Below are 25803 nucleotides of genomic sequence, written 5' to 3'. Positions count from 1 at the left end.
CGGGTAACTATCTGTTGTCAGAGAATTTACCCCTATGTTGCTACAGCGGCCTCAATGTTTCAACGACCAGAAGATCTTTTCTGCCAGACCTTGAGAAATACCCGGCACTTTTGCAATTTCCTCAACGCTGGCGTTACGTAGTCCTTGCAAACCACCCATATATTTCAACAACATTTGGCGACGCTTTGGCCCGACGCCTTCGATGGTCTCCAGCGTACTGGTGTTTTTCACCTTTGCCCTTTTTTTACGGTGGCCGCCGATGGCATGATCGTGTGACTCATCGCGGATATGCTGGATCACATGCAGCGCCGGTGAATCCGGCGGCAGGCTGAATCCCTCGCCTTCCGGTTCAAAGAACAAGGTTTCCAGGCCGGCTTTACGGTCAGCGCCTTTCGCAACCCCTAACAGCAGGGGGCGATTTTTATCCCAGGGGACATCCAGTTCAGCGAAAACGGCCTTCGCCTGCCCCAGTTGCCCTTTTCCGCCGTCGATCAGGATAACATCCGGGATCTTACTTTCTTCGATAGCTTTACCATAACGGCGACGCAGTACCTGATTCATTGCCGCATAATCATCGCCCGGCGTGATGCCGGTGATATTGTAGCGACGATATTCTGCACGCAACGGCCCGTTCGCATCAAAGACCACGCAGGATGCCACCGTCTGCTCGCCCATCGTATGGCTGATGTCGAAACATTCCATTCGTTTTACTGCCGGCAACTTCAACACGGTCGCCAGTGCCGTCAGACGCTGGGTAATGGTCGACTGCTGCGAGAGTTTTGTGGTCAGTGCCGTGGCGGCATTGGTGCGCGCCAGTTTCAGATAACGCGCGCGATCGCCTCGGGGTTTGGTCTGCACATTAATGCGACGCCCGGCCAGTTCAGAGAGAGAATCCGCCAGTAGCGTTTTGTCGTCCAGATTGAAATCCAGCAGGATCTCGCCAGGCAATGTGCGCATCTGGCTGCCCTGGAGGTAAAATTGCCCGACGAAGGTCTCAACCACTTCGCCCAGTTCAGTCCCTCCCGGCACTTTCGGGAAATAACTGCGGCTTCCCAGCACTTTCCCCTGGCGGATAAAGAGTACGTGTACACAGGCCATTCCGGCATCGAACGCGACGCCGATCACATCCAGATCGTCGCCCGCATTAGAGACGAACTGTTTCTCCGTTACCCGCCGCACGGCCTGGATCTGATCGCGTATACGCGCGGCCTCTTCGAACGCCAGGTTTTGACTGGCCTTCTCCATCCGCGCGATCAGTTGGGTTAAAACCTGGTCATCTTTGCCGGACAAAAACAGCCGGACGTAGTCAACCTGCTGCGCATACTCTTCTTCACTCACCAGACCTTCGACGCAGGGGCCGAGGCAGCGGCCGATCTGATATTGCAGACACGGACGTGAGCGATTGCGATAAACGCTGTTTTCACACTGGCGGATCGGGAAAATTTTCTGCAATAGCGCCAGCGTTTCACGGACGGCATAGCCGTTGGGGAACGGGCCAAAGTATTCACCCCGGGTATGTTTCGCCCCACGGTGCATTGCCAGTCGGGGATGGGTATCCGCGCTGAGAAAGATAAAGGGATAGGATTTGTCATCGCGCAGCAGCACGTTGTAACGCGGCTGATACAGCTTGATGTAGTTGTGCTCAAGCAGCAACGCTTCCGTTTCGGTGTGCGTCACCGTCACATCAATTTGCTGAATAAGCGCAACCAGCGCTTCGGTTTTACGCGAAGCCAGGTTGCTGCGGAAATAGCTGGAAAGCCGTTTTTTCAGGTCTTTCGCTTTACCCACATAGATAACCGTACCACCGGCATCATACATGCGATAAACGCCGGGTTGACTGGTTACGGTTTTTAGAAACGCTTTCGCGTCAAACTGATCGCTCACTGGCTTGTTAACGTCTCCGCATTACACAGGCCATGGCGAATTGCCAGGTGAGTCAGCTCAACATCACCATGAATGTTTAGTTTACTGAACATACGATAGCGATAACTGTTCACCGTTTTAGGACTGAGATTCAACTGCTCCGAAATCTCATTAACCTTCTGACCTTTGGTGATCATCAGCATAATCTGCAATTCACGCTCAGACAAACTGGCAAACGGCGTTTCCGTTTTTTCGGGTTCAATCTGGCTTAATGCCATTTGCTGTGCGATGTCAGAACCAATGTATCGCTGCCCGGAATAAACCGAGCGGATGGCATTCACTACTTCCTGAGGTGCCGCCCCTTTACTCAGGTAACCTGCGGCCCCGGCCTGCATCACTTTTGCCGGCAACGGGTTTTCCGTGTGGACGGTCAACATGATCACTTTAATATCGGCAGTCGAACGCGCAATTTTGCGCGTGGCTTCAAGGCCACCAATACCGGGCATGTTCATGTCCATCAACACAACATCGACGGTGTTGGCGCGACACCATTTCACGGCATCCTCACCGCAACCGGCTTCACCGACAACTTTTATGCCCTTTATATCTTCAAGAATGCGTCGTATCCCTGCGCGCACCAGTTCGTGGTCATCAACAAGAAGAACGTTGATCAAAGGAATATCTCCAGAATAGGGATAACGCTACTGATAGTGGATCCCCACTATATTAGCGGGTTTTATCTCAACTTTGAAACGTAAAAAACGTCCGGTTCCCGATTTTGCTCTCGTTTTTGGAAATTAGCCTATACATTTTGTGGAAACTTTCACTAAGAACAGCCAGTTACTCACGTTATTTCGGGAGCAAGGTTTCACAATAGTGACAAAAGCTCGCTATCCCCTGCCTAAATGCTAAATAGCCGGGCAAGTTTGTAACAATAATTAACGAGTAAAATACTCGGAATAAACAATAGATGAAGAAAATATTGTCTTCTCATGTTGTTGTTTAATTTAACTCCTCCGGTGTGATTTCCGATCAAAAAACAACCACTGCTATTTTTTCCTCAGCTTATGGTATACTCCGCGGCCTTAACATTTACCATCGCACATTTTTACTGAGACATTACGAGGAAAATAAATGAGTACGCCTGATTTTTCCACTGCCGAGAATAATCAAGAACTGGCTAACGAAGTCACCTGCCTGAAGGCGCTGTTAACGCTGATGCTGCAAGCAATGGGCCAGGCCGACGCAGGCCGCGTGATTCTTAAAATGGAAAAACAGATCGCGCTGGTCGAAGACGACGCGCAGGCAGCAGTATTTTCCAGCACTGTTAAGCAAATTAAACAAGCTTACCGTCAGTAAAGAAAAACCGGCTGAGAGCAACGCTTTCAGCCGGTTTGTCGTCTGCCACGCAGAACGCTCATTATTTCAGATAAGACCGGTCGCCGCGGCATAGCACGCAATCTGCGTCTTATTAGGGGCGTTGAACTTCTTCTGCATATTCTTCTGGTGAAAGTTAACCGTGTTTTCTGATATCGACAGAATCATCGCGATTTCAGCAGAGGTCTTCCCTTCCGCCGTCCATTTCAGAATCTCTTTCTCCCGTTTACTAAAGCGCATTTCCGGCGCCATCACCATCTCATCCTCGAGGCGGGAAAGCACCGTCAGGCTTTCGCGAACCAGCAACTGCAGCTTCAATTCCACCTCATCTCCCGCAAACGGCGTATTACGCAGACTCGACCGCGAGACCGAGAGAAAGCCCAGCGCACGGTTTGGTAACATCAGACACTGCGTGATCCCTTTACGCAATCCGTGCGTACGAGCGGCATCCCACATCGTCTGCGCGTCACTGAATAATGCGTCACTCCAGGGAAGATGTCCCTGAATGAAGTTTTCCGGCTTCAGGACCGGATCAATCGCGAAATAATTTTCCGCCTGGTATTGTGAAACCCACGCATCGGGATAGGTGGTATGAAGGGAAATTTTAGGGCGGGTAAACGGAACCGGATGTCTGACACACAGCGCGTAATAATCAAATTCCAGCAATTGCGTCTGCTGCTGTAATTCGCTATAGACCTCCTCTGCGCTTGTCATTTCGTGAAAGCGTAACAGCATCGTCCGTCGCCAGGTAAAGAAATCTAAATCCTGCATACTCAGTATTCGCGCCCTTGAGAGTGATAATCATTTTTAATGTGAGAATTAACCTATCACATAAAATAAAGTAGATGAATAAAATATCGGTCATAACGCCAATTACTTGAGTGTTGTTTCAATACGCGTATTTCGCCCAGGGAAATGAACTCATAGTCATGCGTATGATATTAATATTTATGCATGCCCACTCGCCCGAAATGGGATAATCCCGGGCGAGTGGAAGCAAACCGATTATTGCAGCAGAAACTTCTCAAGAAACTGACGCGTTCTCGGCTGCTGTGGATTGGCAAATAGCGCTTTGGCAGGGCCCTGTTCCACTATTCGCCCCTGATCCATAAATATCGCCCTGTCCGCGACATCACGGGCAAAGCTCATTTCATGGGTCACAATCACCATAGTGCGTTTTTCCTGCGCCAGTTGGCGGATAGTGCTCAGCACCTCGCCCACCAGCTCAGGATCGAGCGCAGAGGTCGGTTCATCGAACAGAATCACTTCCGGGCGCATCGCCAGCGCCCGGGCAATCGCCACACGCTGTTGCTGCCCACCGGACAAGCGCCGCGGATAGCTGGTCTCCTTTCCGGCCAGCCCCACTTTCGCCAGCAGTTCCCGCGCCCGCGCCACCGCCTCCTCTTTACCTTCACCCTTCACGATAACCGGACCTTCAATGATGTTCTCCAGTACCGTCCGGTGGGGGAAGAGATTAAAGCTCTGGAACACGAAGCCGACATGCTGACGCAACTGACGAATAAGCGTTCTTTGCTGACTCAGCGAACGCGCTGTATCAATGGTGATATCACCCACGGTGATCGTACCCGCTTCCGGTTGTTCCAGCAGATTTATACTGCGCAACAGCGTTGTTTTTCCTGAGCCGCTGGGACCGATGATCGCGACGACCTCCCCCGCCTGTACTTGCAGATCGATACCGTGCAGCACCGTCTGACCATGGAATTTCTTGACCAGGTTTTTTACGTCGATCGCACTCATTTCGGCTCTCTCTCCTGGCGGTTCAGTTGATTTTCAAAGTAGTTCTGTAACGAAGACAGTACGGTTGCCATGATCCAGTAGATCAGCGATGCCGCCAGATACATGGTAAATACCTCCAGCGTGCGCGACGTAATCAACTGCGCCTGACGGAACAGTTCTGGCACCTGAATGGTTGCCGCAAGCGACGTGTCTTTTACCAGACTGATAAAACTGTTACTCAGCGGCGGCAGCGCCACCCGGGCAGCCTGCGGCAAAATGGCGCGGCGCATCGTCTGCCACGGCGTCATCCCGATACTGGCGGCCGCTTCCCACTGCCCTTTATCAATCGAGGAAATCGCCGCACGCAGGGTTTCGGCAGCATAGGCCGCCGTATTGAGCGACAGGCCAATCATTGCAGACGGAATCGGATCCAGCTCAATACCAAACTGCGGCAGACCGTAGTAGATCATAAACAGTTGAGCAATCAACGGGGTACCGCGAAAAACGGAGATATAAAAACGCGCCAGCCAGCGCATCGGCAGCAGCGGCGACAGGCGCATCAGTGCGAGGATAAAACCCAGCAGCAGGCCGAAGAACATCCCGCCAATGCTTAGCTGTAGCGTAAACACGGCCCCTTTGAGCAGATACGGCAGGGAATCAATAACCAGTTGGATACTTTCTTGCATGAGCTTATCCGAAAATTACACGTGTGGATGGTAGGCAAACAGCGCGGGCGCCCCACCGGTATGAATAAAGAGGACTGGGCCTTCGTCTTTAAAGCGTTTCTGGCTGATTCCGTCAATCAGTCCGGCCATCGCTTTTCCGGTATAGACCGGGTCAAGAAGGATCCCTTCCAGACGCGCCAGCAACTTCACGGCTTCCATCCCCTCTTCATTTGGCGTGCCGTAACCGGGTGCATAGTAGTCATCCCACAGCAAAATCTCCGCCGCCGCCGTCAGTTCCAGCTCGCGGGCGATAGCCTGTTGCAACGCCACCACTTTCGGCTTTTGTTCGGCTACGCTGCGCGAGACCGTTACGCCAATCAGATCCACATCCGGCATCAGTTGTTCCAGACCAATTGCCAGCCCGGCGTGCGTTCCCGCGCTACCGGAGGCCACCACCACTGAGGAGAGTTGTACTGCGCCTTCACACTGCTGAGCTATCTCCAGCGCACTTTCAACATAACCTAATGCCCCCAGCGCGTTTGAACCACCAACCGGTATGATATAGGGACGAAAACCCTGCGCTTCGACTCGGGTGGCCAGCTCCAGCAACTGCGCGTCCGGCTGGTTTAGTGCATCACACATTTCGACCTGCACGTTGAACAAGTCCAGCAGCAGCCGGTTACCGTTGGTGAGATAGTTTTCCGCCGTGGTGCCAATGGGGTTTTCCAGCAGCGCCACGCAGTGCAGTCCCAGCTTCGCCGCGACCGCCGCCGTCTGGCGCACGTGGTTAGACTGAATCGCGCCTGCCGTGATCAGCGTATCTGCGCCTTCGCGCAACGCATCTGCTGCCAGGAACTCCAGCTTGCGCAGCTTATTACCGCCCATCGCCATCGGTGTCACATCATCGCGTTTGATGAAAATATCCCGTCCCAGATAGTCAGAAAAACGCGGCAGGTATTCAAGCGGTGTCGGCGCGCCGATAAATTCCAGACGCGGAAAGCGTGTCAGGTTGTGCAGTGGCATAAAGCCTCCAGGTATTCGTTGTTGTGATGTTCTTTTTATTATGCACGTTCAAACGCATGAAATAAAAAAGGCGCTGATTAAAGCGCCTTTTTTTTCTTACTGTTCGGACTATTTCGTTACATCCGCGCCAAACCACTTCTCAGAAAGCGCCTTCAGCGAACCGTCCTTCTGCATTTCGGCGATGGCTGCGTCCACCGCTTTCAGCAGATCGTCGTTGCCTTTACGCAGCGCAACGCCGGACTCCTGACGGGAGAATGCTTCACCGGTAACCGCAAGCGTATCTTTGGTCTTTTTAACCAGATCCAGCGCCGCCAGACGATCCACCAGAATCGCATCGATACGTCCTACGCGCAGATCCTGATATTTCGTCGGATCATCATCATAAGTCCGAATGTCAACGCCCTGGACGTTCTGACGCAGCCACTCTTCATAGTTGGTACCCAGACCCACGCCAACTTTTTTATCTTTCAGATCGGCGGCCGTTTTAATCGCGCCTTCATTGCCTTTTTTCACCAGCGCCTGGATACCGGAAACGGTATAAGGGGTAGAGAAATCATATTTCTTCTTACGCTCATCGGAGATGGTTACCTGATTGATAACCACATCGATGCGTTTAGAGTCCAGAGAGGCCAGCATCCCGTCCCATTTGGTCGGTTTCAGCGTCGCTTTTACGCCCAGATGCTTTGCCAGCTCTTCGGCAAATTCCACTTCAAAGCCGGTCAATTTACCGTCATCGCCCTGGAAACTGAACGGAGGATAGGTGCCTTCCAGCCCCACCAGCAGCGTCCCGCGATCTTTGACCTTCTTCAGCAGACCTTCATCTGCAAACGTTTTTGCGCTCATTCCCGCGACAAGAGCAACTGCCATCACGCCCATCAGCGCCTGGCGTCCCAGAAGTGCTAATTTCATATTTACCCCGAATGTTGTTATGAATGCCCGTAGTGTAGAGCGTTTATCGGTAACGACATAAATCACTCTGCTACATCTTATTCATTTTTAATATATATCAGAAGTCATCCGGAGGGAGGATTTCTGTTGCTGTTCGGGATGGGCATGTGCTTTATATTGCGCGTACTTACGTAGCGCGATGCGATAGTTGTTGGTACTGGTCTCCGGCAGCCACGGCGCCAGATTTTCATCAAGGTAACCGTCCTGGAGCAGATCGTGAGAAATCTTCTGTTCGCTAAGATGATTACCGAGGCGGCGCAGACGGACGACATACTCGCGCACGGTCCCGTGGCTCATTTCGGTTTGCTCAAACAAAAATTGTTTAAAACCAATGATGTCGAAGAAATCACTCTGCGTTTTGCAGTGTAAATCACCGCAGAAACGGCAGAGTGCCACCCACTCTTTCTGCTCCTGTTGCCAGGCGGCTTCATCCATGAGCGTGTCGAGGCGGGAAATGGCGATTTTGTTGACTATCTGCCCTTTGCGCACCAGCGTGATGCGATCCAGTAACTTATGGCAATGGGCGCAATGCGTCTGGCTGTGTTTAAAGTCTTTGAGGTAGCGGCTTAGAGGCCGTCTTTTTGATTGCTGCACCGTCATGAGAACTCCTGGTAGTTAATACGTTGTGCGGCATTTTTCAGCGCCGACAACGTCGTTCGCTATAACTTACCCAGCTTCGTGCGTAACCGTTTTATGGCCTGACTGTGCAACTGGCTGACCCGTGACTCCCCGACATCCAGAACCGCGCCAATCTCTTTGAGATTGAGTTCTTCCTGGTAATAGAGCGTGAGCACCAGTTGTTCGCGTTCCGGAAGTGCTTCTATGGCATCCATCACGCGCTGGCGCAAATTGCTCTCAAGGAGCTGTTGTAACGGGTTTTCCTGCTGGTGCTCTTCTGTCACCAGCTCGATACTATCGCCATGCTCTTCCCGCCACTCGTCATAGGAGAAGAGTTGGCTGTTGTTGGTATCAAGCAACATCTGACGATATTCTTCTACAGGAATCGCCAGCCGCTCCGCGACCTCGGTTTCCGTCGCATTGCGTCCTAATTCCTGTTCCAGTTGCCCCATCGCCTGTGCCACTTCGCGGGCATTACGCCGGACACTACGCGGTACCCAGTCACGGCTGCGTAGTTCATCCAGCATCGCCCCACGAATACGCTGCACTGCGTAAGTGGTAAATGCCGTTCCTTGCAGAGCGTCATATCGGTCAACTGCATTCAATAACCCGATACCGCCCGCCTGTAGCAGATCGTCCAGTTCTACGCTCGCGGGCAAACGCACCTGCAGGCGCAACGCTTCGTGACGCACCAGCGGTACATAACGCTGCCACAGCGAGTGTTTATCCATTACACCTTCAGCGGTATACAGTGAATTCACGATAAACAGCCCTGCGTTAAATGAGTTATCGGCATGATTATCCGTTTCTGCAGGGGTTTTAATCGGGTGAATAGTGGGTGAAATGAGGGGTTATTTAGGGGTTACCGGTAAAGCCAGAACGAAAAAACCCCGCCGGAGCGGGGTTTGTGCAGGAAGCGTAAATTAACGCAGCAGAGACAGGACGTTCTGAGTCGTCTGGTTAGCCTGTGCCAGTACAGAAGTACCTGCTTGTTGCAGGATCTGCGCACGAGACATGTTAGACACTTCGGTCGCGTAGTCAGCGTCTTCGATACGGCTACGAGCAGAAGACAGGTTGTTAACGGTGTTGCCCAGGTTGGTGATAGCAGAATCGAAACGGTTCTGTACCGCACCCAGGTCGGAACGCAGAGAGTCAACCTGAGCCAGCGCTTTATCGATAGAAGCCATCGGATCAGAGTTCAGCTTATCGCCTTTCACAACGGTACCATCATCTTTGATGGTGGCGCTGTAATAAGCATCTGCATCGTTTTCAGTACCTTTGATGACATAACCGCCGCCTTTAACGGAGAATACCTGCGGGTTATCACCCAGACCCGTAATGCCAGCCAGATCCAGTTTAACCGCCGGCGTAGTACTACCAATAACGTCACCAGTTGTAACAGCAGCTTCACTCGCTGCTGCCCCAGCTTCCGGAGCATCAGAGCTCTTATAGCTCACGATCCCGGTATTCAGGTCAACCGTACCTTTGAAAATATCAGAGCCTACTTTCACATACATCTGACCATCTTTATCAACAGAGAAAGAGGTCGTCGCAGCAGCAGCCGTGTTATTCAGGGAGATAGAATCAGCGTTAACAACGGTAGTACCATCAATATTGACGTTCTGACCAGCGGCTGCTTTAGTTGCAGTGATGGTGCCAGTTTCTTTCACTGCACCGTTAAAATCTACAACCCCGGTATCTTTGTCATAGCCAGAGACTTTATAGAAATCTGTGCCGTTGTTACTTGCGTAAACAATGTTGGCGTCTGCATCATCAACATACAGAGAGTACGGGTTGGTTGCTGCAGTATCTTTTGCAGTCAACGTATGGCTTACAGTCGGAACGCTTGAAGATGGTTTAGCATCAGTCAGCGCAGTAGTAGACAGCTTGCTCAGATCCAGACCTTTGTTGGTCACATCCAAGTTACCTAAACCCAGAGTGCTGGAAGTGATCTCTTGCAGATTGATCTCAATGGTTTCGCCATCATTTGCACCGACCTGAATTTTCATGGTCTGGTTAGAAGCCAGCACTTTCACGCCGTTGAACTGAGTCTGGCCGGATACGCGGTCAATTTCGCTCAGACGCTGGGTGATTTCAGCCTGGATGGATTCCAGATCTGATTTGGAGTTAGTGCCGTTAGTCGCCTGTACAGACAGCTCACGAACGCGCTGCAGGTTGTTGTTGATTTCAGACAGAGAACCTTCCGTCGTCTGTGCGATGGAGATACCGTCGTTGGCGTTACGAGAAGCCTGAGTCAGACCTTTGATGTTAGACGTAAAGCGGTTAGCAATCGCCTGACCCGCCGCATCGTCTTTCGCGCTGTTGATACGCAGACCAGAAGACAGACGCTCAATAGCAGAGCTCAGAGAAGACTGAGATTTGTTCAGGTTGTTTTGGGTCAACAGCGACAGGCTGTTTGTATTAATGACTTGTGCCATGATCTTTTCCTTATCAATTACAACTTGATGTTATTGGGCTGTTGCCCACGGTTTCTCACCGTAACCCTTGTATCGGCACCTTAATTTCGAACTTTAGAGAATTTTTAGTTTCCCCCCTTTTTTTCTTAGCCTTTGAATAACCCGTTTTCTTGCACACTATTCCGGCCATTATTTCCCCAAATTTATTATTAAACTTTGCCGCCAGATTGCCGATAAGGTGGCTAACCACTGTTTGCAATTAAAAGGGATTACGCATGGCTTCTTTTACTTCATTAGGCGTGGGTTCTAACCTGCCGCTGGATACGTTACTGACGAACCTGACCACTGCGGAGAAGGGGCGTCTGAAACCTATCACCCAACAGCAGAGCAGCTTTACGGCAAGACTGACGGCGTTTGGAACATTGAAAAGCGCGCTGGAAAAATTCCAGACCGCAAATACCGCATTGAATGATGCAACCCTTTTTAAAAGCACGACTGCCGTCAGCAACTCAACCGATCTCACCGTCAGCACCACAGCAGGCGCCGCGGCAGGTATTTATAAAATAAATGTGACGCAAATAGCGCAGGCGCAATCGCTTCGCACCACCACAACAGTGACGGACAGTAAAGCAGCACAAGGTGATGACAGCGCCGAACGCACACTCATCATTAAGCAGGACGGGAAAGAGAAGCCGCTAGAGATAAAACTCACCAAAGATCAGACATCTTTAGTCGAGATGCGAGATGCCATTAACAATGCCAACGGTGGTGTCACTGCCAGCATTGTAAAACTGAAAGACGATGATTATCAGCTTGTACTGACCTCATCAGAAACGGGTGTCGCTAATAAGATGAGTATCTCTGTTTCTGGAGATGAAAAACTCAATCAATTTATCAGCTTCAATAACCCGGATGTGGTTGGCAACAACGTTGAGCAAATTGTTGAAGCGAAAGATGCAGAACTAAACGTCAACGGTATTGATATTGTTCGTAGCAGTAACACGGTGACCGATGCCCCTCAGGGCATTACGTTGAACCTGACAAAAGAAGTTAAGGACGTCACCGTCACGGTAACGAAAAGCAATGACAAAGCGACAACCGCGATTAAAAGCTGGGTAGATTCGTATAACTCGCTGGTGGATACCATTGGTACCCTGACAAAATATACCTCCGTCGATCCGGGCGCAGAAGAACAAAGCACCAGCAACGGCGCCCTACTCGGCGACACGACCGTTCGCACCATTCAGACAGGTATCCGTGGACAATTTTCAGCCAGCGCCAACGACGGCAAATTCCAGACGCTATCGCAAATGGGCATCACCCAGGATGGCACCACCGGTAAGCTGAAAATTGATGATGAAAAGCTGAAAAAAGCGCTGAGCGATAACACTGTGGATGTGCAGCAGCTGTTAGTCGGTGATGGCAAAGAGACCGGGATTACCACCAAAGTCGCTTCGCTGGTGAAAGGCTACTTGGCTGATGACGGTATTATCGACAGCGCCCAGGACAGCATCAATACCACCCTGAAAAAACTGACGAAGCAGTATCTTTCCGTCAGTGCCAGTATCGACGACACCATTGCGCGTTATCAGGCTCAGTTCACCCAACTGGATACCATGATGAGCAAGTTGAATAACACTAGTAGTTATTTAAGCCAACAATTTACTGCGATGACCAGTTCCTGATAACCAGAGGTAAACATGTATACCGCGAGCGGTACCAAAGCTTATGCGCAAGTCAGCGTGGAAAGCGGCGTGATGAGTGCGAGTCCGCACCAGTTGATCGAAATGTTGTTTGATGGCGCAAACAGTGCCCTGGTGCGCGCTCGCCTGTTTTTAGCGCAAGGTGATATTGCAGCCAAAGGGGAAGCGCTCAGTAAGGCTATCAACATCATTGATAACGGGTTGAAAGCGGGACTGGATCAGGAGAATGGCGGCGAAATCGCTGACCATCTCTCTTCGCTGTATGACTATATGATCCGTCGTTTGTTACTCGCTAATTTACGCAATGACAGTCAAGCCATTGAAGAAGTGGAAGGGTTACTCGGCAACATTGCGGAAGCCTGGAAACAGATCTCACCGAAAGCATCTTCCCAGGAGTCTCGTTAATGACCTCAGCCGTGGAGTTTATCAACCGTTGGCAGCGCATTGCGCTGCTCAGTCAGTCGCTGCTCGAATTTGCGCAGCGGGGTGAATGGGACCTTTTACTGGAGCAGGAAGTCTCCTATCTGCAAAGTATTGAAGCGGTCGTTGAAACGCAAACTCCACCGGGCATGACACGCAGTATCCAGGATATCGTTGCCAGTCATATCAAACAGACGCTGGATAACGAAGAGCACCTGAAAGTTTTACTGCGCCAACGGCTCGATGAGCTCAGTGGTCTGATCGGTCAGTCAACGCGTCAGCAGTCGCTCAACAATGCATATGGTCGGCTTTCTGGCATGCTGCTGGTGCCCGACGCCCCCACTGCCCCGCAATAATTCCCGCTACGTTGGCAAAAATCTTCCATACTCCAGAGGTCGTCTACAAGACTTCTGGAGCACGGAAGATGAAAAACCCCACCTTACTGCAGTTCTTCCACTGGTATTACCCTGACGGAGGCAAACTCTGGCAGGAAGTCGCAGAGCGCGCAGATAGCCTCAATGATATCGGTATCAATATGGTCTGGCTGCCCCCCGCCTATAAAGGCGCGTCAGGCGGTTACTCCGTCGGTTATGACTCTTACGATCTGTTTGATCTCGGCGAGTTCGATCAGAAAGGAACCCTCGCGACCAAATATGGTGATAAGGCGCAGTTGCTGGCGGCTGTCGATGCACTGAAGAAAAACGACATCGCGGTACTGCTCGACGTGGTGGTGAATCACAAAATGGGGGCGGACGAGAAAGAGGCCATCCGCGTACAGCGGGTCAATGAAGAGGATCGCACGCAGATTGCGGATGAGATCATCGAATGCGAAGGCTGGACGCGTTACACCTTCCCGGCGCGGGGCGGTCAGTACTCTCAGTTCATCTGGGATTTCAAATGCTTCAGCGGTATCGACCACATCGAAAACCCTCACGAAGACGGCATCTTTAAAATAGTCAACGACTACACCGGCGAGGGCTGGAACGACCAGGTCGATGACGAACTGGGCAATTTCGATTACCTGATGGGTGAAAATATCGACTTTCGTAACCACGCCGTCACTGAGGAGATTAAATACTGGGCGCGCTGGGTGATGGAACAAACCCAATGTGACGGCTTTCGCCTCGATGCGGTCAAGCACATCCCGGCCTGGTTCTATAAAGAGTGGATTGAGCATGTGCAGGAGGTGGCGCCGAAGCCGCTGTTTATCGTCGCCGAATACTGGTCGCATGAAGTGGATAAGCTGCAAACCTATATCGAACAGGTGGAAGGCAAAACGATGCTTTTTGACGCCCCGCTCCAGCTCAATTTTCATGAGGCGTCGCGCCAGGGGCGTGATTACGACATGAGCCAGATTTTCAGCGGTACGCTGGTGGAAGCCGATCCGTTTCACGCCGTGACGCTGGTCGCCAATCACGACACCCAGCCGTTACAGGCGCTGGAGGCACCGGTTGAAGCGTGGTTTAAACCGCTGGCCTACGCGCTCATCCTGCTGCGGGAAAATGGTGTGCCATCGGTTTTCTATCCCGATCTCTATGGCGCACATTATGAAGATACCGGGGGCGATGGGGAAACCTATACGATCGACATGCCGGTCATTGAGCAACTCGACGAACTCATTCTTGCCCGCCAGCGTTTCGCCCACGGCATTCAAACGCTCTGGTTTGATCATCCCAACTGCATTGCGTTTAGCCGCAGCGGGACGGACGACGATCCCGGCTGTGTGGTGGTGTTATCCAATGGCGATGATGGCGAAAAGACACTCGCGCTGGGCGCAAACTACGGCAATAAAACGTGGCGAGATTTTCTCGGCAACCGCAGCGAAAGCGTGGTTACGGACGAGAACGGCGACGCCACGTTTTACTGCAACGCCGGCAGCGTCAGCGTATGGGTGATTGAAGAGGCGATCTCGTGAAGCACCCCGACAGGGAGGCTGTCGGGGGACAAAACATTACGGGAGTGGCGTCGGCAGCGGCGCTTTCTCCAGCGCAGCGGCACATTCCACCGTTGGGCGATCCACGCGTTGCAAGGTCATCCCGTCATATTCCAGGGTGTTCCCTTCCCGCTCGATCTCGTAAAGTTCACGTTTGACCGTCACGTTAGTTAAGTCACCGGACAGCATTGTCAGCTTACCCGGCAGCGCAATCACCCTCTGCCACTGGCGACAGTCGAGCGTATCCCCCTCTTTGGTCACCACCAGGCTGGCAATGGCTTCCGGGCTCACCAGTTTGCGTTGCGGTCCGTTAGTCTGCCAGTACCCTTCCAGTCCGGCGGGCGCTGGCGTTTTGACGACATCATTATAATTTTCTACCTCGGCGCATCCCGCTAACATCAGTAACGCCCCAATGATTGCACATTTTTTCATCATTCATCCTGCATGCGAAGAAAAGAGGATTGTGGCATTAAAGCCCTGCAGCCGCCAGCCTTTCGCGGTGCCCGCAGAACTTTGATCCATTTGGGATTACCGCTTAATAGTACCAGGCAAAACAACCACAGTGGTGTACTATCCGCATTCTTGTATCACACCTTCTGAGTTCAGAGGCAAAACCCATGTCATGGCAACAATTCAAACACGCCTGGTTAATTAAATTCTGGGCACCTGTCCCTGCGGTCATCGCAGCAGGTATTCTCTCTACTTACTATTTCGGCATCACCGGTACCTTCTGGGCCGTCACGGGTGAATTTACCCGCTGGGGCGGACAAATCCTGCAACTGTTTGGCGTCCATGCGGAAGAATGGGGCTACTACAAGCTGATCCATCTGGAAGGCACTCCGTTCACCCGCATCGACGGGATGATGATCCTCGGTATGTTCGGCGGTTGCTTCGCGGCAGCGTTGTGGGCCAACAACGTCAAACTCCGAATTCCACGCAGCCGCATTCGCATCATGCAGGCGGTGTTGGGCGGGATCATCGCCGGGTTCGGCGCGCGTCTGGCGATGGGTTGCAACCTGGCAGCGTTCTTTACCGGTATTCCTCAGTTCTCCCTGCACGCCTGGTTCTTTGCCGTGGCAACGGCCATCGGTTCCTGGTTCGGCGCGCGATTCACCCTGCTGCCGATGTTCCGCATCCCGGTTAAAATGCAGAAAGTCTCCGCCGCGTCGCCGCTGACGCAAAAGCCGGAGCAGGCGCGCCGTCGTTTCCGTCTCGGCATGCTGGTGTTTATCGGTATGGTAGGCTGGGCGCTACTGACCGCCATGAATCAACCGAAACTGGGTCTGGCGATGCTGTTCGGCGTTGGCTTTGGTCTGTTAATCGAACGTGCGCAGATTTGCTTCACCTCCGCCTTCCGCGATCTGTGGATAACCGGACGAACCCATATGGCAAAGGCGATCATCTTCGGGATGGGCGTCAGTGCGATCGGTATTTTCAGCTACGTACAGCTTGGCGTGGAAGCCAAAATCATGTGGGCGGGCCCGAATGCGGTGATCGGCGGACTGCTGTTTGGTTTTGGTATTGTGCTCGCTGGCGGGTGTGAAACCGGCTGGATGTATCGCGCGGTGGAAGGCCAGGTACACTACTGGTGGGTGGGTCTCGGTAACGTCATCGGCTCAACGATTCTGGCTTACTACTGGGATGACTTCGCCCCTGCGCTTGCCACCAACTGGGACAAAATCAACCTGCTCAATACCTTCGGTCCGCTCGGCGGCCTGCTGGTAACCTATCTGCTGCTGTTTGCCGCCTTGATGTTCATCATCGGCTGGGAAAAACGCTTCTTCCGTCGCGCCGGGCTGACCCCTGCTAAGGAATCCGCATGACAAAAATTGTTCCTGATTATCGCCTTGATATGGTCGGTGAACCCTGCCCTTACCCTGCCGTGGCAACGCTGGAAGCAATGCCACAACTGCAAAAAGGGGAAATACTGGAAGTGGTCAGCGACTGCCCGCAGTCCATCAACAACATTCCGCTGGATGCCCGTAACCACGGCTACACCGTGCTGGATATTCAACAGGACGGACCGACGATCCGCTATCTGATTCAGAAATAACAGGTTGCCGGAAGGCAACTAAACCTTATCCGGTCTACAAGAAGTGTGAATCGTAGGCCGGATAAGCGTAAGCGCCATCCGGCACGCAAACCTAAACCTGCATACTCATGACTTCCTGATAGGCCGACACCAGTTTGTTTCGCACCTGGATCCCCATCTGCATAGAGACTGAGGCTTTTTGCATATCGGTCATCACATCGTTAAGCGCAATTCCCGGCTCACCCAGCGTGAATTTTTCCGCCTGTGTGCGGGCGGCGGTTTGCGTATCGCTGATGCGGTCCAGCGCCGCGTGCAGTTGACCGGCAAAACTCACGGTCGGCTGCGGCAGTGTCTCCTGCGCCCGGGCGCCCATCGCCGTGGCCTGGAGCTGGCTGATGACCCCTTCAATCCCCTGTATCGCTGACATGATAATCCCCTGGATGGTTTTCTACGCAGCAGAGATTACCAGTTTGTCAATAAGATAAAGGCGCTAAATAACGCTATAAAACCCCGGTTTTTACCGCATAGAAAAAAACGAAACCGCAAATAATGAGACCGTCAATTTTTCGATTTTGCTGACCCGGGAGTGAGTCTTGTTCCACTTTGCAAATAAAGCCGTCCACGAACAGTCACGAGGTGCGAGATGAACGCGACTGCATCGGCTGCAACCCAACCTAAACCTCTCGAGTGGCTTAATCGCCTGCGTGCGAATCCCAAAATTCCTCTGATTGTTGCGGGCTCTGCTGCCGTCGCCATTATTGTGGCGATGGTGCTGTGGGCCAAAGCGCCTGACTACCGCACGTTGTTCAGCAATTTATCCGATCAGGATGGCGGGGCTATCGTCACCCAGCTGACCCAGATGAATATCCCGTACCGCTTCTCGGAAGGCAGCGGTGCGATTGAAGTTCCGGCAGAAAAAGTCCATGAACTGCGCCTGCGCCTGGCGCAACAAGGACTGCCAAAAGGCGGTGCGGTAGGCTTTGAACTGTTGGATCAGGAAAAGTTCGGCATCAGCCAGTTTAGCGAGCAGGTGAACTACCAGCGGGCGCTGGAAGGCGAACTGGCGCGTACTATCGAAACGCTTGGCCCGGTTAAACGCGCTCGCGTGCATCTGGCAATGCCTAAGCCGTCCCTGTTCGTACGTGAACAGAAATCCCCTTCAGCCTCGGTTACCGTCAATCTGGAGCCGGGACGCGCGCTGGATGAAGGGCAAATCAGCGCGGTCGTGCATCTGGTTTCCAGCGCGGTGGCGGGTCTGCCACCGGGTAACGTGACGCTGGTCGATCAGGCCGGTCATCTGCTCACCCAGTCAAACACCAGCAGTCGCGATCTGAACGATGCTCAGTTGAAATACGCCAGCGACGTGGAAGGCCGCGTCCAACGCCGTATCGAATCGATCCTGTCACCGATTGTCGGTAACGGGAATGTCCATGCGCAGGTGACCGCGCAGTTGGATTTCGCCAATAAAGAGCAGACGGAAGAGCAGTATCGCCCCAACGGCGATGCCTCTCAGGCCGTGCTGCGTTCGCGTCAACTGAACGAAAGCGAGCAAATTGGCTCAGGTCTGCCGGGTGGCGTGCCGGGTGCACTGTCCAACCAGCCTGCGCCGGCGAATACGGCACCGATCACCACGCCACCGGCGAATCAGCAAAATGCACAAAATGCGCAGAACGCGCAAAACGGGCAGAACGCACAGCAGCAGACGGCCACCAGCGCCAGTGCGGGTCCGCGTAATACTCAGCGCAACGAAACCAGCAACTATGAAGTTGATCGCACTATCCGCCATACAAAAATGAACGTCGGCGACGTACAGCGTTTGTCCGTCGCGGTGGTTGTGAACTACAAAACGTTGCCGGATGGCAAACCGCTGCCGCTTACCGCCGATCAAATGAAACAGATTGAAGATTTGACTCGCGAGGCAATGGGCTTCTCAGATAAGCGCGGCGACACCCTGAACGTGGTCAACTCACCGTTCAGCGCCACGGATGACGACGCGGGCGAACTGCCGTTCTGGAAACAGCAGCTGTTTATCGAACAATTGATCTCTGCCGGTCGCTGGCTGCTGGTGCTGTTGGTGGCGTGGATCCTGTGGCGTAAAGCGATTCGTCCGCAGCTGACACGTCGTGCTGAAGAGGCGAAGGCCCTGCAGGAACGCGAGCAGATCCGTCAGGAGACCGAAGAAGCCGTTGAAGTTCGCCTCAGTAAAGATGAGCAGACTCAGCAGCGCCGGGCAAATCAGCGTCTGGGCGCAGAAGTGATGAGCCAGCGCATTCGCGAAATGTCAGATAACGATCCGCGCGTCGTGGCGCTGGTCATTCGCCAGTGGATGAATAACGATCATGAGTAATGCTCTTTCCGGTACCGATAAAAGCGTCATCCTGCTGATGACCATTGGCGAAGATCGCGCGGCGGAGGTGTTCAAACACCTCTCCCAGCGCGAAGTACAAACGCTGAGTGCGGCAATGGCAAACGTCCGCCAGATCTCCAACAAACAACTGACCGACGTGCTGGCGGAGTTTGAGCAGGAAGCCGAGCAGTTTGCCGCCCTGAACATCAACGCCAACGAATATCTGCGTTCGGTGCTGGTGAAAGCGCTGGGCGAAGAGCGAGCGTCCAGCCTGCTGGAAGATATTCTCGAAACCCGCGATACCGCCAGCGGCATTGAAACGCTCAACTTTATGGAACCGCAAAGCGCCGCCGACCTTATCCGCGACGAACACCCGCAGATTATCGCCACCATTCTCGTGCACCTCAAACGCGGTCAGGCGGCGGATATTCTGGCACTGTTCGACGAACGTCTGCGTCACGATGTCATGCTGCGTATCGCCACCTTTGGCGGCGTACAGCCCGCCGCGCTGGCGGAACTGACCGAAGTGCTCAACGGCCTGCTCGACGGCCAGAACCTCAAACGCAGCAAAATGGGCGGCGTAAGAACGGCGGCAGAAATTATCAACCTGATGAAAACGCAGCAGGAAGAAGCGGTTATCAGTGCCGTGCGCGAATTCGACGGCGAACTGGCGCAAAAAATTATCGACGAGATGTTCCTGTTCGAAAACCTGGTGGATGTGGACGACCGCAGCATCCAGCGTTTGCTGCAGGAAGTGGATTCCGAGTCGCTGCTGATCGCCCTGAAAGGCGCGGAACAACCGCTGCGCGAGAAGTTCCTGCGCAACATGTCGCAACGTGCGGCAGACATCCTGCGCGACGACCTCGCCAACCGTGGCCCGGTGCGTTTGTCGCAGGTGGAAAACGAGCAGAAGGCCATTCTGTTGATTGTGCGTCGTCTGGCGGAGACCGGCGAGATGATGATTGGCAGCGGCGAGGATACCTATGTCTAACGAGCTGCCGTGGAAAATCTGGACCCCGGACGATCTCGCGCCGCCGCTGGCTGAATTTGTGCCCATGGAGCACAACGATGACCCCGTGCCAGCAGAGGATGAGCCAGAGATCAGTGCGGAACAGCAGCTCGAGCAGCAGTTAGCGCAGCTGAAAATTCAGGCCCACGAGCAAGGTTACAACGCGGGCCTTGTGGAAGGTCGGAAGTCCGGTCATGAACAAGGCTATCAGGAAGGGCTGGCGCAAGGACTGGAACAGGGCCAGGCGCAGGCCCGCTCCCAACAGGCACCGCTTCATGCGCGGATGCAGCAACTGGTCAGCGAATTTCAGCACACGCTGGACGCACTGGACAGCGTGATCGCCTCGCGTCTGATGCAGATGGCGCTGGAAGCCGCGCGTCAGGTGATTGGTCAGACGCCCGCGGTGGATAATTCCGCTTTAATCAAGCAGATCCAGCAGCTCTTACAGCAGGAGCCCTTGTTCAGCGGCAAACCGCAACTTCGCGTCCACCCGGATGATTTACAGCGCGTAGAAGACATGCTCGGCGCCACCCTCAGCCTGCACGGCTGGCGTTTGCGTGGCGATCCGACCCTGCACCACGGCGGCTGTAAAGTCTCTGCGGATGAAGGCGATCTTGACGCCAGCGTCGCGACCCGCTGGCAAGAACTGTGTCGTCTGGCCGCGCCGGGAGTGATCTGATGACTTCACGCCTGACCCGCTGGTTGACGACGCTGGACAACTTCGAAGCCAAAATGGTGCAGCTTCCGGCCGTTCGTCGCTATGGGCGACTGACCCGCGCCACCGGTCTGGTTCTGGAGGCCACAGGGTTACAGTTGCCGCTTGGCGCGACCTGCGTGATTGAACGCCAGGAGGGAACCGAAACCCGCGAAGTGGAAAGTGAAGTGGTGGGCTTTAACGGTCAGCGGCTGTTTCTGATGCCGCTCGAAGAGGTCGAAGGCATTCTGCCCGGCGCGCGCGTCTACGCCAAAAATATCGCCAGCGAAGGGCTGCAAAGCAGCAAACAACTGCCGCTGGGTCCGGCGCTGTTAGGTCGCGTGCTCGACGGCAGCGGCAAACCGCTCGACGGTCTGCCCTCCCCTGATACCACGGAAACCGGGGCGCTGATTACCCAGCCGTTTAACCCGTTGCAACGTACGCCGATTGAGCATGTGCTGGATACCGGCGTGCGCCCGATCAACGCCCTGTTAACCGTTGGTCGCGGCCAGCGTATGGGGTTGTTCGCCGGTTCCGGCGTCGGGAAAAGCGTACTGCTCGGCATGATGGCGCGCTATACCCGCGCTGACGTCATCGTCGTCGGGCTGATTGGCGAACGTGGTCGCGAAGTGAAAGATTTTATCGAGAACATTCTCGGTGCCGACGGTCGCGCGCGTTCGGTGGTGATAGCCGCCCCGGCGGACGTTTCGCCATTACTGCGCATGCAGGGTGCCGCTTATGCCACCCGTATTGCGGAAGATTTTCGCGATCGCGGTCAGCACGTACTGCTGATCATGGATTCCCTGACCCGTTATGCCATGGCCCAGCGTGAAATCGCCCTGGCGATCGGTGAACCGCCAGCCACCAAAGGCTATCCGCCTTCGGTGTTCGCCAAACTCCCGGCGCTGGTTGAACGCGCGGGGAATGGGATCCACGGCGGCGGCTCTATCACCGCATTTTATACGGTGCTGACCGAAGGTGACGATCAGCAGGATCCGATTGCCGACTCGGCGCGCGCTATCCTTGACGGTCACATTGTACTGTCGCGTCGTCTGGCGGAAGCCGGGCACTACCCCGCAATCGACATCGAAGCGTCGATCAGTCGCGCGATGACGGCGCTGATTACGGAACAACACTACGCCAAAGTGCGTCACTTCAAGCAGTTGTTGTCGAGCTTCCAGCGCAACCGCGATCTCGTCAGCGTCGGCGCTTATGCCAAAGGCAGCGATCCGATGCTCGATAAAGCCATCGCGTTGTGGCCACAGCTGGAGGCGTTTTTACAGCAAGGTATTTTCGAACGCGCTGACTGGGAGGATTCCCTGTCGGCGCTCGATCTGATTTTCCCGACGGTGTGATAAAGCAGGAGGGTAAGGGTCATGGCTGAACATGGTGCACTGGCAACGCTCAAAGATCTCGCCGAAAAAGAGGTAGACGACGCTGCGTTGCTGTTAGGTGAAATGCGCCGCGGTTTTCAGCAAGCGGAAGAGCAGCTCACGATGCTGCTCGACTACCAGAACGAATACCGCAGCAACCTCAACAACGATATGAGTCAGGGGATTGCCAGTAATCGCTGGATTAACTACCAGCAGTTTATTCAAACCCTGGAAAAAGCGGTGGAACAGCATCGCCAGCAGTTAACGCAGTGGACGCAAAAAGTGGATGTGGCGCTGAACAGCTGGCGTGAAAAAAAACAGCGACTTCAGGCCTGGCAGACCTTACAAGACAGACAGAACGCGGCAGCCTTACTGGCTGAAAACCGCCTGGATCAGAAAAAAATGGATGAATTTGCGCAGCGTGCAGCAATGAGGAAACCAGAATGATCACTTTGCCCCAAATGGCCACAACTGACACAGACCTTATCACCGGTCTGTCGTCCGGGAAAACGGCGGACTCCGCCCAGGATTTTCTGGCCCTGTTGGCCGGCGCGTTAGGCGCAGGCGACGCACAGGGTAAAGACGCGCCGCTGACGTTAGCCGATTTGCAGGCCGCCGGCGGCAAGCTGCAAAAGGGCCTGTTGACGCAGGACGGCGACTCCTCGCAGGCCGTTAAGCTGGCCGACCTGTTAGCCGCCAAAGAGGGACAGTCTGAAGAGGTGCAAAAAGGGTTGAGCGACGCACAGGCTCTGCTGTCCGCGCTGACCCCCACGCAGAAGAACAGTGCGCTGGCAGCTCTGCGCCAGACCGCACAAAATAATGAAGACACCTCAGCACTCAGCGATGACGATCTCGCCAACCTTAGCGCCCTTTTCGCCATGTTGCCGGGTCAACCGGGAATGACGACACCGCCGGTAACCGTCGGTGAGAAAGTGAGTGCACTGAGTGCTTCGCTTAGCGCCGATCCCCGCTCGCTCGCGCAGGGCGCAGGCAGTTCATTGACCCGTGACGACGCGAAAAAGGGCAAAGTGGATAGCACACCGCAGGTTATCGCTGCGGAAAACGCTAAAGGTCAGGTGGTCACCTCGCCTGTGGTGGCTGCTGCCGCCGCAAACGCCGAGATCGACAGCACGCCTTCCCCCGTGACGCCGGGCATTGCCATGACCACCGCCACGCATTCCGCATCGCAGCCGCCGCCCACCAGCGCGGCACCAGTTCTGAGCGCACCGCTGGGCAGCCATGAATGGCAACAATCCCTGAGTCAGCACATCACGCTATTTACCCGCCAGGGTCAGCAGAGTGCGGAACTGCGTCTGCATCCGGAAGATCTCGGTCAGGTACAGATCTCGCTTAAGCTTGATGATAACCAGGCACAGCTACAGATGGTTTCAGCCCATAGCCACGTTCGCGCGGCGCTGGAAGCCGCCCTACCGACGCTGCGCACACAGCTGGCAGAAAGCGGCATTCAGTTGGGGCAAAGCAGCATCAGCAGCGAGAGTTTCGCCGGCCAGCAACACTCCTCTTCCCAACAGCAGCAAACGGCTCGCACACAGGGACAGGCTCTGCACATGGCCGATGACGAGAGTGAGCTGGCCGTTCCCGCTTCACTCCAGTCCGCCGCACGCGGTAACGGCGCCGTCGATATCTTCGCCTAACGCCAGAGGTAGCATGATTATCCGCGTCTTTTCCACGCTTTGCCGTGGTCAGGACACGGGATAATCAGCCGATAAGCTGTACCGAAACAGGAAGCCCGTATCAGATGACTGATTCCGCGATTAGCAAAAAGAGCAAACGCTCAATTTGGATCCCGCTGCTGGTAATCATTACCCTTGCCGCCTGCGCAACCGCAGGCTATAGCTACTGGCGTATGCAGCAGCATCCCACCCCGGCGGCGAATGAACCACCGCCACCGCCTGCACCGGTGTTCTTCGCCCTGGATACGTTTACCGTCAATCTGGGCGATGCGGATCGCGTACTGTATATCGGCGTGACGTTGCGGCTGAAGGATGAAGCCACGCGCACGCGCCTGAACGAATATTTGCCGGAAGTCCGTAGCCGTCTGCTGCTGCTGTTTTCTCGTCAGGACGCCAACGCGCTGTCTACCGAAGAAGGTAAGCAAAAATTGATCGCGGCGATTAAAGAGACGCTTTCCCCTCCGCTCGTTGCCGGACAACCCAAACAGGACGTTACCGACGTGCTGTACACAGCTTTCATTCTGCGGTAAAGACATGGGCGACAGTATTCTCTCTCAGGCTGAAATCGATGCGCTGTTGAACGGTGACAGCGACACGAAAGACGAGCCGACTCCGGGTATCGCGGGCGAAAGTGAAATTCGCCCGTACGATCCCAATACCCAACGTCGTGTGGTGCGCGAGCGTCTGCAAGCGCTGGAGATCATCAACGAACGTTTTGCCCGTCAGTTCCGGATGGGGCTGTTTAACCTGCTGCGTCGTAGTCCGGATATTACCGTGGGCGCGATCCGCATTCAGCCGTATCACGAGTTTGCCCGCAACCTGCCGGTGCCGACCAACCTGAACCTGATCCACCTGAAGCCGCTGCGCGGTACGGGTCTGGTGGTGTTCTCGCCAAGCCTGGTGTTTATCGCCGTCGATAACCTGTTTGGCGGTGACGGACGCTTTCCGACGAAAGTGGAAGGCCGCGAGTTTACCCACACCGAGCAGCGCGTTATCAACCGCATGCTGAAACTGGCGCTGGAAAGCTATAGCGACGCGTGGAAGGCCATCAATCCGCTGGAAGTGGAGTACGTGCGTTCTGAGATGCAGGTGAAATTTACCAACATCACTACGTCGCCGAACGATATCGTGGTTAACACCCCTTTCCATGTCGAGATTGGCAACCTGACCGGTGAGTTCAACATCTGTCTGCCATTCAGCATGATTGAGCCGCTGCGCGAACTGCTGGTGAACCCGCCGCTGGAAAACTCCCGTAATGAAGATCAGAACTGGCGCGACAATCTGGTGCGTCAGGTTCAGCACTCCGAGCTGGAGCTGGTGGCGAACTTTGCCGATATTCCGCTGCGCCTTTCTCAGATATTAAAACTGCAACCCGGCGATGTGCTGCCGATTGAAAAACCAGACCGCATTATTGCTCATGTGGACGGTGTGCCTGTACTGACCAGCCAATACGGCACGGTTAACGGTCAGTACGCGTTACGCGTGGAACATTTGATTAACCCGATTTTGAATTCGCTGAATGAGGAACAGCCCAAATGAGTGACATGAATAATCCGTCTGATGAGAACACTGGTGCATTGGACGATCTGTGGGCTGACGCGTTGAACGAGCAAAAAACGACCACCAGCAAAAGTGCTGCCGATGCCGTTTTCCAGCAGCTTGGCGGTGGCGATGTCAGCGGCACGCTGCAGGATATCGACCTGATCATGGATATTCCGGTCAAGCTGACCGTCGAATTGGGCCGCACGCGCATGACCATTAAAGAACTGCTGCGCCTGACGCAGGGCTCCGTGGTGGCGCTGGACGGTCTGGCGGGTGAACCGCTGGATATCCTGATCAACGGCTATCTGATCGCCCAGGGTGAAGTTGTGGTCGTTGCCGATAAATACGGCGTACGCATTACCGACATCATCACCCCGTCCGAGCGTATGCGTCGTCTGAGCCGTTAGT

Annotated in this window: 29 protein-coding genes; 17 read left to right on the top strand and 12 right to left on the bottom strand. The window is 54.1% G+C overall.

Features of this window, described 5'->3' with window-relative positions:
- Positions 1–51: 51 nt before the first annotated feature.
- On the bottom strand, positions 52–1884 hold the full coding sequence (gene uvrC / locus GBC03_15085; GenBank protein QFS71437.1) for an excinuclease ABC subunit UvrC: 1833 nt from the start codon (positions 1882–1884) through the stop codon (positions 52–54).
- Positions 1881–2537 carry a UvrY/SirA/GacA family response regulator transcription factor gene (gene uvrY / locus GBC03_15080; GenBank protein ID QFS71436.1) on the bottom strand — a complete coding sequence of 219 codons (657 nt, stop codon included), beginning with the start codon at positions 2535–2537 and terminating at the stop codon, positions 1881–1883. Before uvrY ends, uvrC begins: the two co-directional genes overlap by 4 nt.
- A 347-nt stretch (positions 2538–2884) precedes the next feature.
- Here uvrY and GBC03_15075 point away from each other — a divergent pair, with 347 nt between their 5' ends.
- Complete coding sequence (locus GBC03_15075; GenBank protein QFS71435.1) at positions 2885–3001, top strand: hypothetical protein; 117 nt, start codon at positions 2885–2887, stop codon at positions 2999–3001.
- Complete coding sequence (locus GBC03_15070; GenBank protein ID QFS71434.1) at positions 2998–3222, top strand: DUF2594 family protein; 225 nt, start codon at positions 2998–3000, stop codon at positions 3220–3222. The genes GBC03_15075 and GBC03_15070 overlap by 4 nt, the downstream gene beginning before the upstream one ends.
- A 66-nt stretch (positions 3223–3288) precedes the next feature.
- On the opposite strand, the gene sdiA is transcribed toward GBC03_15070, so the two are convergent.
- From sdiA to GBC03_15030, 8 genes are all read right to left on the bottom strand, one after another.
- Positions 3289–4011 (bottom strand): transcriptional regulator SdiA, encoded by a 723-nt coding sequence (sdiA, locus tag GBC03_15065; protein ID QFS71433.1) that lies wholly within the window; start codon positions 4009–4011, stop codon positions 3289–3291.
- Between the two features lie 234 nt (positions 4012–4245).
- Positions 4246–4998, bottom strand: a complete 753-nt coding sequence (gene yecC, locus GBC03_15060; protein ID QFS71432.1) for an L-cystine ABC transporter ATP-binding protein YecC — start codon at positions 4996–4998, stop codon at positions 4246–4248.
- The gene (tcyL, locus tag GBC03_15055) at positions 4995–5663 is read right to left on the bottom strand and encodes a cystine ABC transporter permease (protein QFS71431.1); all 669 of its coding nucleotides are present in this window, start codon (positions 5661–5663) and stop codon (positions 4995–4997) included. The genes yecC and tcyL overlap by 4 nt, the downstream gene beginning before the upstream one ends.
- Before the next feature lie 15 nt (positions 5664–5678).
- Entirely contained in the window at positions 5679–6665 is a 987-nt protein-coding gene (dcyD, locus tag GBC03_15050) for a D-cysteine desulfhydrase (protein ID QFS71430.1), read from the bottom strand.
- 108 nt (positions 6666–6773) lie between these two features.
- Complete coding sequence (tcyJ, locus tag GBC03_15045; GenBank protein ID QFS71429.1) at positions 6774–7574, bottom strand: cystine ABC transporter substrate-binding protein; 801 nt, start codon at positions 7572–7574, stop codon at positions 6774–6776.
- Between the two features lie 87 nt (positions 7575–7661).
- Entirely contained in the window at positions 7662–8213 is a 552-nt protein-coding gene (gene fliZ, locus GBC03_15040) for a flagella biosynthesis regulatory protein FliZ (protein QFS71428.1), read from the bottom strand.
- Positions 8214–8272: 59 nt separating this feature from the next.
- Entirely contained in the window at positions 8273–8992 is a 720-nt protein-coding gene (locus tag GBC03_15035; protein ID QFS71427.1) for a FliA/WhiG family RNA polymerase sigma factor, read from the bottom strand.
- 162 nt (positions 8993–9154) lie between these two features.
- Entirely contained in the window at positions 9155–10669 is a 1515-nt protein-coding gene (locus tag GBC03_15030) for a flagellin FliC (GenBank protein QFS71426.1), read from the bottom strand.
- A gap of 254 nt (positions 10670–10923) precedes the next feature.
- Between GBC03_15030 and fliD the strand changes: the two genes are divergently transcribed.
- From fliD to amyA, 4 genes are all read left to right on the top strand, one after another.
- Positions 10924–12333 (top strand): flagellar filament capping protein FliD, encoded by a 1410-nt coding sequence (gene fliD, locus GBC03_15025; GenBank protein QFS71425.1) that lies wholly within the window; start codon positions 10924–10926, stop codon positions 12331–12333.
- 15 nt (positions 12334–12348) lie between these two features.
- Positions 12349–12756, top strand: coding sequence for a flagellar export chaperone FliS (gene fliS, locus GBC03_15020; GenBank protein ID QFS71424.1), 408 nt, complete (start codon positions 12349–12351; stop codon positions 12754–12756).
- Positions 12756–13127 (top strand): flagella biosynthesis regulatory protein FliT, encoded by a 372-nt coding sequence (gene fliT / locus GBC03_15015; protein QFS71423.1) that lies wholly within the window; start codon positions 12756–12758, stop codon positions 13125–13127. Before fliS ends, fliT begins: the two co-directional genes overlap by 1 nt.
- Positions 13128–13195: 68 nt before the next feature.
- Positions 13196–14686 carry an alpha-amylase gene (amyA, locus tag GBC03_15010; protein ID QFS71422.1) on the top strand — a complete coding sequence of 497 codons (1491 nt, stop codon included), beginning with the start codon at positions 13196–13198 and terminating at the stop codon, positions 14684–14686.
- Between the two features lie 36 nt (positions 14687–14722).
- On the opposite strand, the gene GBC03_15005 is transcribed toward amyA, so the two are convergent.
- Positions 14723–15136 carry a lipoprotein gene (locus GBC03_15005; protein QFS74013.1) on the bottom strand — a complete coding sequence of 138 codons (414 nt, stop codon included), beginning with the start codon at positions 15134–15136 and terminating at the stop codon, positions 14723–14725.
- A gap of 185 nt (positions 15137–15321) precedes the next feature.
- Between GBC03_15005 and yedE the strand changes: the two genes are divergently transcribed.
- Positions 15322–16527: a selenium metabolism membrane protein YedE/FdhT gene (gene yedE / locus GBC03_15000; protein ID QFS71421.1), complete on the top strand. Its 1206-nt coding sequence runs from the start codon at positions 15322–15324 to the stop codon at positions 16525–16527.
- On the top strand, positions 16524–16757 hold the full coding sequence (gene yedF, locus GBC03_14995) for a sulfurtransferase-like selenium metabolism protein YedF (GenBank protein ID QFS71420.1): 234 nt from the start codon (positions 16524–16526) through the stop codon (positions 16755–16757). Before yedE ends, yedF begins: the two co-directional genes overlap by 4 nt.
- Before the next feature lie 91 nt (positions 16758–16848).
- On the opposite strand, the gene fliE is transcribed toward yedF, so the two are convergent.
- Positions 16849–17163: a flagellar hook-basal body complex protein FliE gene (fliE, locus tag GBC03_14990; protein QFS71419.1), complete on the bottom strand. Its 315-nt coding sequence runs from the start codon at positions 17161–17163 to the stop codon at positions 16849–16851.
- Between the two features lie 216 nt (positions 17164–17379).
- On the opposite strand from fliE, the gene fliF reads away from it, so the two are divergent.
- The 9 genes from fliF to fliN all read left to right on the top strand — a co-directional run bounded on the left by fliF (position 17380) and on the right by fliN (position 25802).
- On the top strand, positions 17380–19083 hold the full coding sequence (gene fliF / locus GBC03_14985; protein ID QFS71418.1) for a flagellar basal body M-ring protein FliF: 1704 nt from the start codon (positions 17380–17382) through the stop codon (positions 19081–19083).
- A complete protein-coding gene (gene fliG, locus GBC03_14980; GenBank protein ID QFS71417.1) occupies positions 19076–20074 on the top strand; it encodes a flagellar motor switch protein FliG in 999 nt (332 codons plus the stop codon). Before fliF ends, fliG begins: the two co-directional genes overlap by 8 nt.
- Positions 20067–20771: a flagellar assembly protein FliH gene (gene fliH, locus GBC03_14975; protein QFS71416.1), complete on the top strand. Its 705-nt coding sequence runs from the start codon at positions 20067–20069 to the stop codon at positions 20769–20771. Before fliG ends, fliH begins: the two co-directional genes overlap by 8 nt.
- On the top strand, positions 20771–22141 hold the full coding sequence (gene fliI, locus GBC03_14970; protein QFS71415.1) for a flagellum-specific ATP synthase FliI: 1371 nt from the start codon (positions 20771–20773) through the stop codon (positions 22139–22141). Before fliH ends, fliI begins: the two co-directional genes overlap by 1 nt.
- Positions 22142–22162: 21 nt before the next feature.
- On the top strand, positions 22163–22606 hold the full coding sequence (gene fliJ / locus GBC03_14965) for a flagella biosynthesis chaperone FliJ (GenBank protein ID QFS71414.1): 444 nt from the start codon (positions 22163–22165) through the stop codon (positions 22604–22606).
- Positions 22603–23814, top strand: coding sequence for a flagellar hook length control protein FliK (gene fliK, locus GBC03_14960; GenBank protein ID QFS71413.1), 1212 nt, complete (start codon positions 22603–22605; stop codon positions 23812–23814). The genes fliJ and fliK overlap by 4 nt, the downstream gene beginning before the upstream one ends.
- Before the next feature lie 104 nt (positions 23815–23918).
- The gene (gene fliL / locus GBC03_14955) at positions 23919–24383 is read left to right on the top strand and encodes a flagellar basal body-associated protein FliL (GenBank protein QFS71412.1); all 465 of its coding nucleotides are present in this window, start codon (positions 23919–23921) and stop codon (positions 24381–24383) included.
- 4 nt (positions 24384–24387) lie between these two features.
- Entirely contained in the window at positions 24388–25392 is a 1005-nt protein-coding gene (gene fliM, locus GBC03_14950; GenBank protein ID QFS71411.1) for a flagellar motor switch protein FliM, read from the top strand.
- Positions 25389–25802, top strand: coding sequence for a flagellar motor switch protein FliN (gene fliN, locus GBC03_14945; GenBank protein ID QFS71410.1), 414 nt, complete (start codon positions 25389–25391; stop codon positions 25800–25802). The genes fliM and fliN overlap by 4 nt, the downstream gene beginning before the upstream one ends.
- The last annotated feature ends 1 nt before the right edge of the window (position 25803 follow it).

This window comes from Citrobacter telavivensis (assembly GCA_009363175.1).
GTDB lineage: Bacteria > Pseudomonadota > Gammaproteobacteria > Enterobacterales > Enterobacteriaceae > Citrobacter_A > Citrobacter_A telavivensis.
The sequence above is the reverse complement of the archived record's forward strand: the minus strand, read 5'-3'. Positions and strand labels throughout refer to the sequence as shown.

What these genes read in the sequence shown, in the direction of transcription:
- fliT (QFS71423.1), top strand. Translation starts at nt 12,756, where the DNA reads ATGACCTCAGCCGTGGAGTTTATCAACCGTTGGCAGCGCATTGCGCTG.
- yedF (QFS71420.1), top strand. Translation starts at nt 16,524, where the DNA reads ATGACAAAAATTGTTCCTGATTATCGCCTTGATATGGTCGGTGAACCC.
- GBC03_15005 (QFS74013.1), bottom strand. Translation starts at nt 15,136, where the DNA reads ATGAAAAAATGTGCAATCATTGGGGCGTTACTGATGTTAGCGGGATGC.
- fliJ (QFS71414.1), top strand. Translation starts at nt 22,163, where the DNA reads ATGGCTGAACATGGTGCACTGGCAACGCTCAAAGATCTCGCCGAAAAA.
- sdiA (QFS71433.1), bottom strand. Translation starts at nt 4,011, where the DNA reads ATGCAGGATTTAGATTTCTTTACCTGGCGACGGACGATGCTGTTACGC.
- GBC03_15030 (QFS71426.1), bottom strand. Translation starts at nt 10,669, where the DNA reads ATGGCACAAGTCATTAATACAAACAGCCTGTCGCTGTTGACCCAAAAC.
- yecC (QFS71432.1), bottom strand. Translation starts at nt 4,998, where the DNA reads ATGAGTGCGATCGACGTAAAAAACCTGGTCAAGAAATTCCATGGTCAG.
- fliL (QFS71412.1), top strand. Translation starts at nt 23,919, where the DNA reads ATGACTGATTCCGCGATTAGCAAAAAGAGCAAACGCTCAATTTGGATC.
- yedE (QFS71421.1), top strand. Translation starts at nt 15,322, where the DNA reads ATGTCATGGCAACAATTCAAACACGCCTGGTTAATTAAATTCTGGGCA.
- fliF (QFS71418.1), top strand. Translation starts at nt 17,380, where the DNA reads ATGAACGCGACTGCATCGGCTGCAACCCAACCTAAACCTCTCGAGTGG.
- tcyJ (QFS71429.1), bottom strand. Translation starts at nt 7,574, where the DNA reads ATGAAATTAGCACTTCTGGGACGCCAGGCGCTGATGGGCGTGATGGCA.
- fliK (QFS71413.1), top strand. Translation starts at nt 22,603, where the DNA reads ATGATCACTTTGCCCCAAATGGCCACAACTGACACAGACCTTATCACC.
- fliI (QFS71415.1), top strand. Translation starts at nt 20,771, where the DNA reads ATGACTTCACGCCTGACCCGCTGGTTGACGACGCTGGACAACTTCGAA.
- fliM (QFS71411.1), top strand. Translation starts at nt 24,388, where the DNA reads ATGGGCGACAGTATTCTCTCTCAGGCTGAAATCGATGCGCTGTTGAAC.
- fliH (QFS71416.1), top strand. Translation starts at nt 20,067, where the DNA reads ATGTCTAACGAGCTGCCGTGGAAAATCTGGACCCCGGACGATCTCGCG.
- fliZ (QFS71428.1), bottom strand. Translation starts at nt 8,213, where the DNA reads ATGACGGTGCAGCAATCAAAAAGACGGCCTCTAAGCCGCTACCTCAAA.
- fliG (QFS71417.1), top strand. Translation starts at nt 19,076, where the DNA reads ATGAGTAATGCTCTTTCCGGTACCGATAAAAGCGTCATCCTGCTGATG.
- fliE (QFS71419.1), bottom strand. Translation starts at nt 17,163, where the DNA reads ATGTCAGCGATACAGGGGATTGAAGGGGTCATCAGCCAGCTCCAGGCC.
- fliS (QFS71424.1), top strand. Translation starts at nt 12,349, where the DNA reads ATGTATACCGCGAGCGGTACCAAAGCTTATGCGCAAGTCAGCGTGGAA.
- GBC03_15070 (QFS71434.1), top strand. Translation starts at nt 2,998, where the DNA reads ATGAGTACGCCTGATTTTTCCACTGCCGAGAATAATCAAGAACTGGCT.
- fliD (QFS71425.1), top strand. Translation starts at nt 10,924, where the DNA reads ATGGCTTCTTTTACTTCATTAGGCGTGGGTTCTAACCTGCCGCTGGAT.
- dcyD (QFS71430.1), bottom strand. Translation starts at nt 6,665, where the DNA reads ATGCCACTGCACAACCTGACACGCTTTCCGCGTCTGGAATTTATCGGC.
- tcyL (QFS71431.1), bottom strand. Translation starts at nt 5,663, where the DNA reads ATGCAAGAAAGTATCCAACTGGTTATTGATTCCCTGCCGTATCTGCTC.
- amyA (QFS71422.1), top strand. Translation starts at nt 13,196, where the DNA reads ATGAAAAACCCCACCTTACTGCAGTTCTTCCACTGGTATTACCCTGAC.
- fliN (QFS71410.1), top strand. Translation starts at nt 25,389, where the DNA reads ATGAGTGACATGAATAATCCGTCTGATGAGAACACTGGTGCATTGGAC.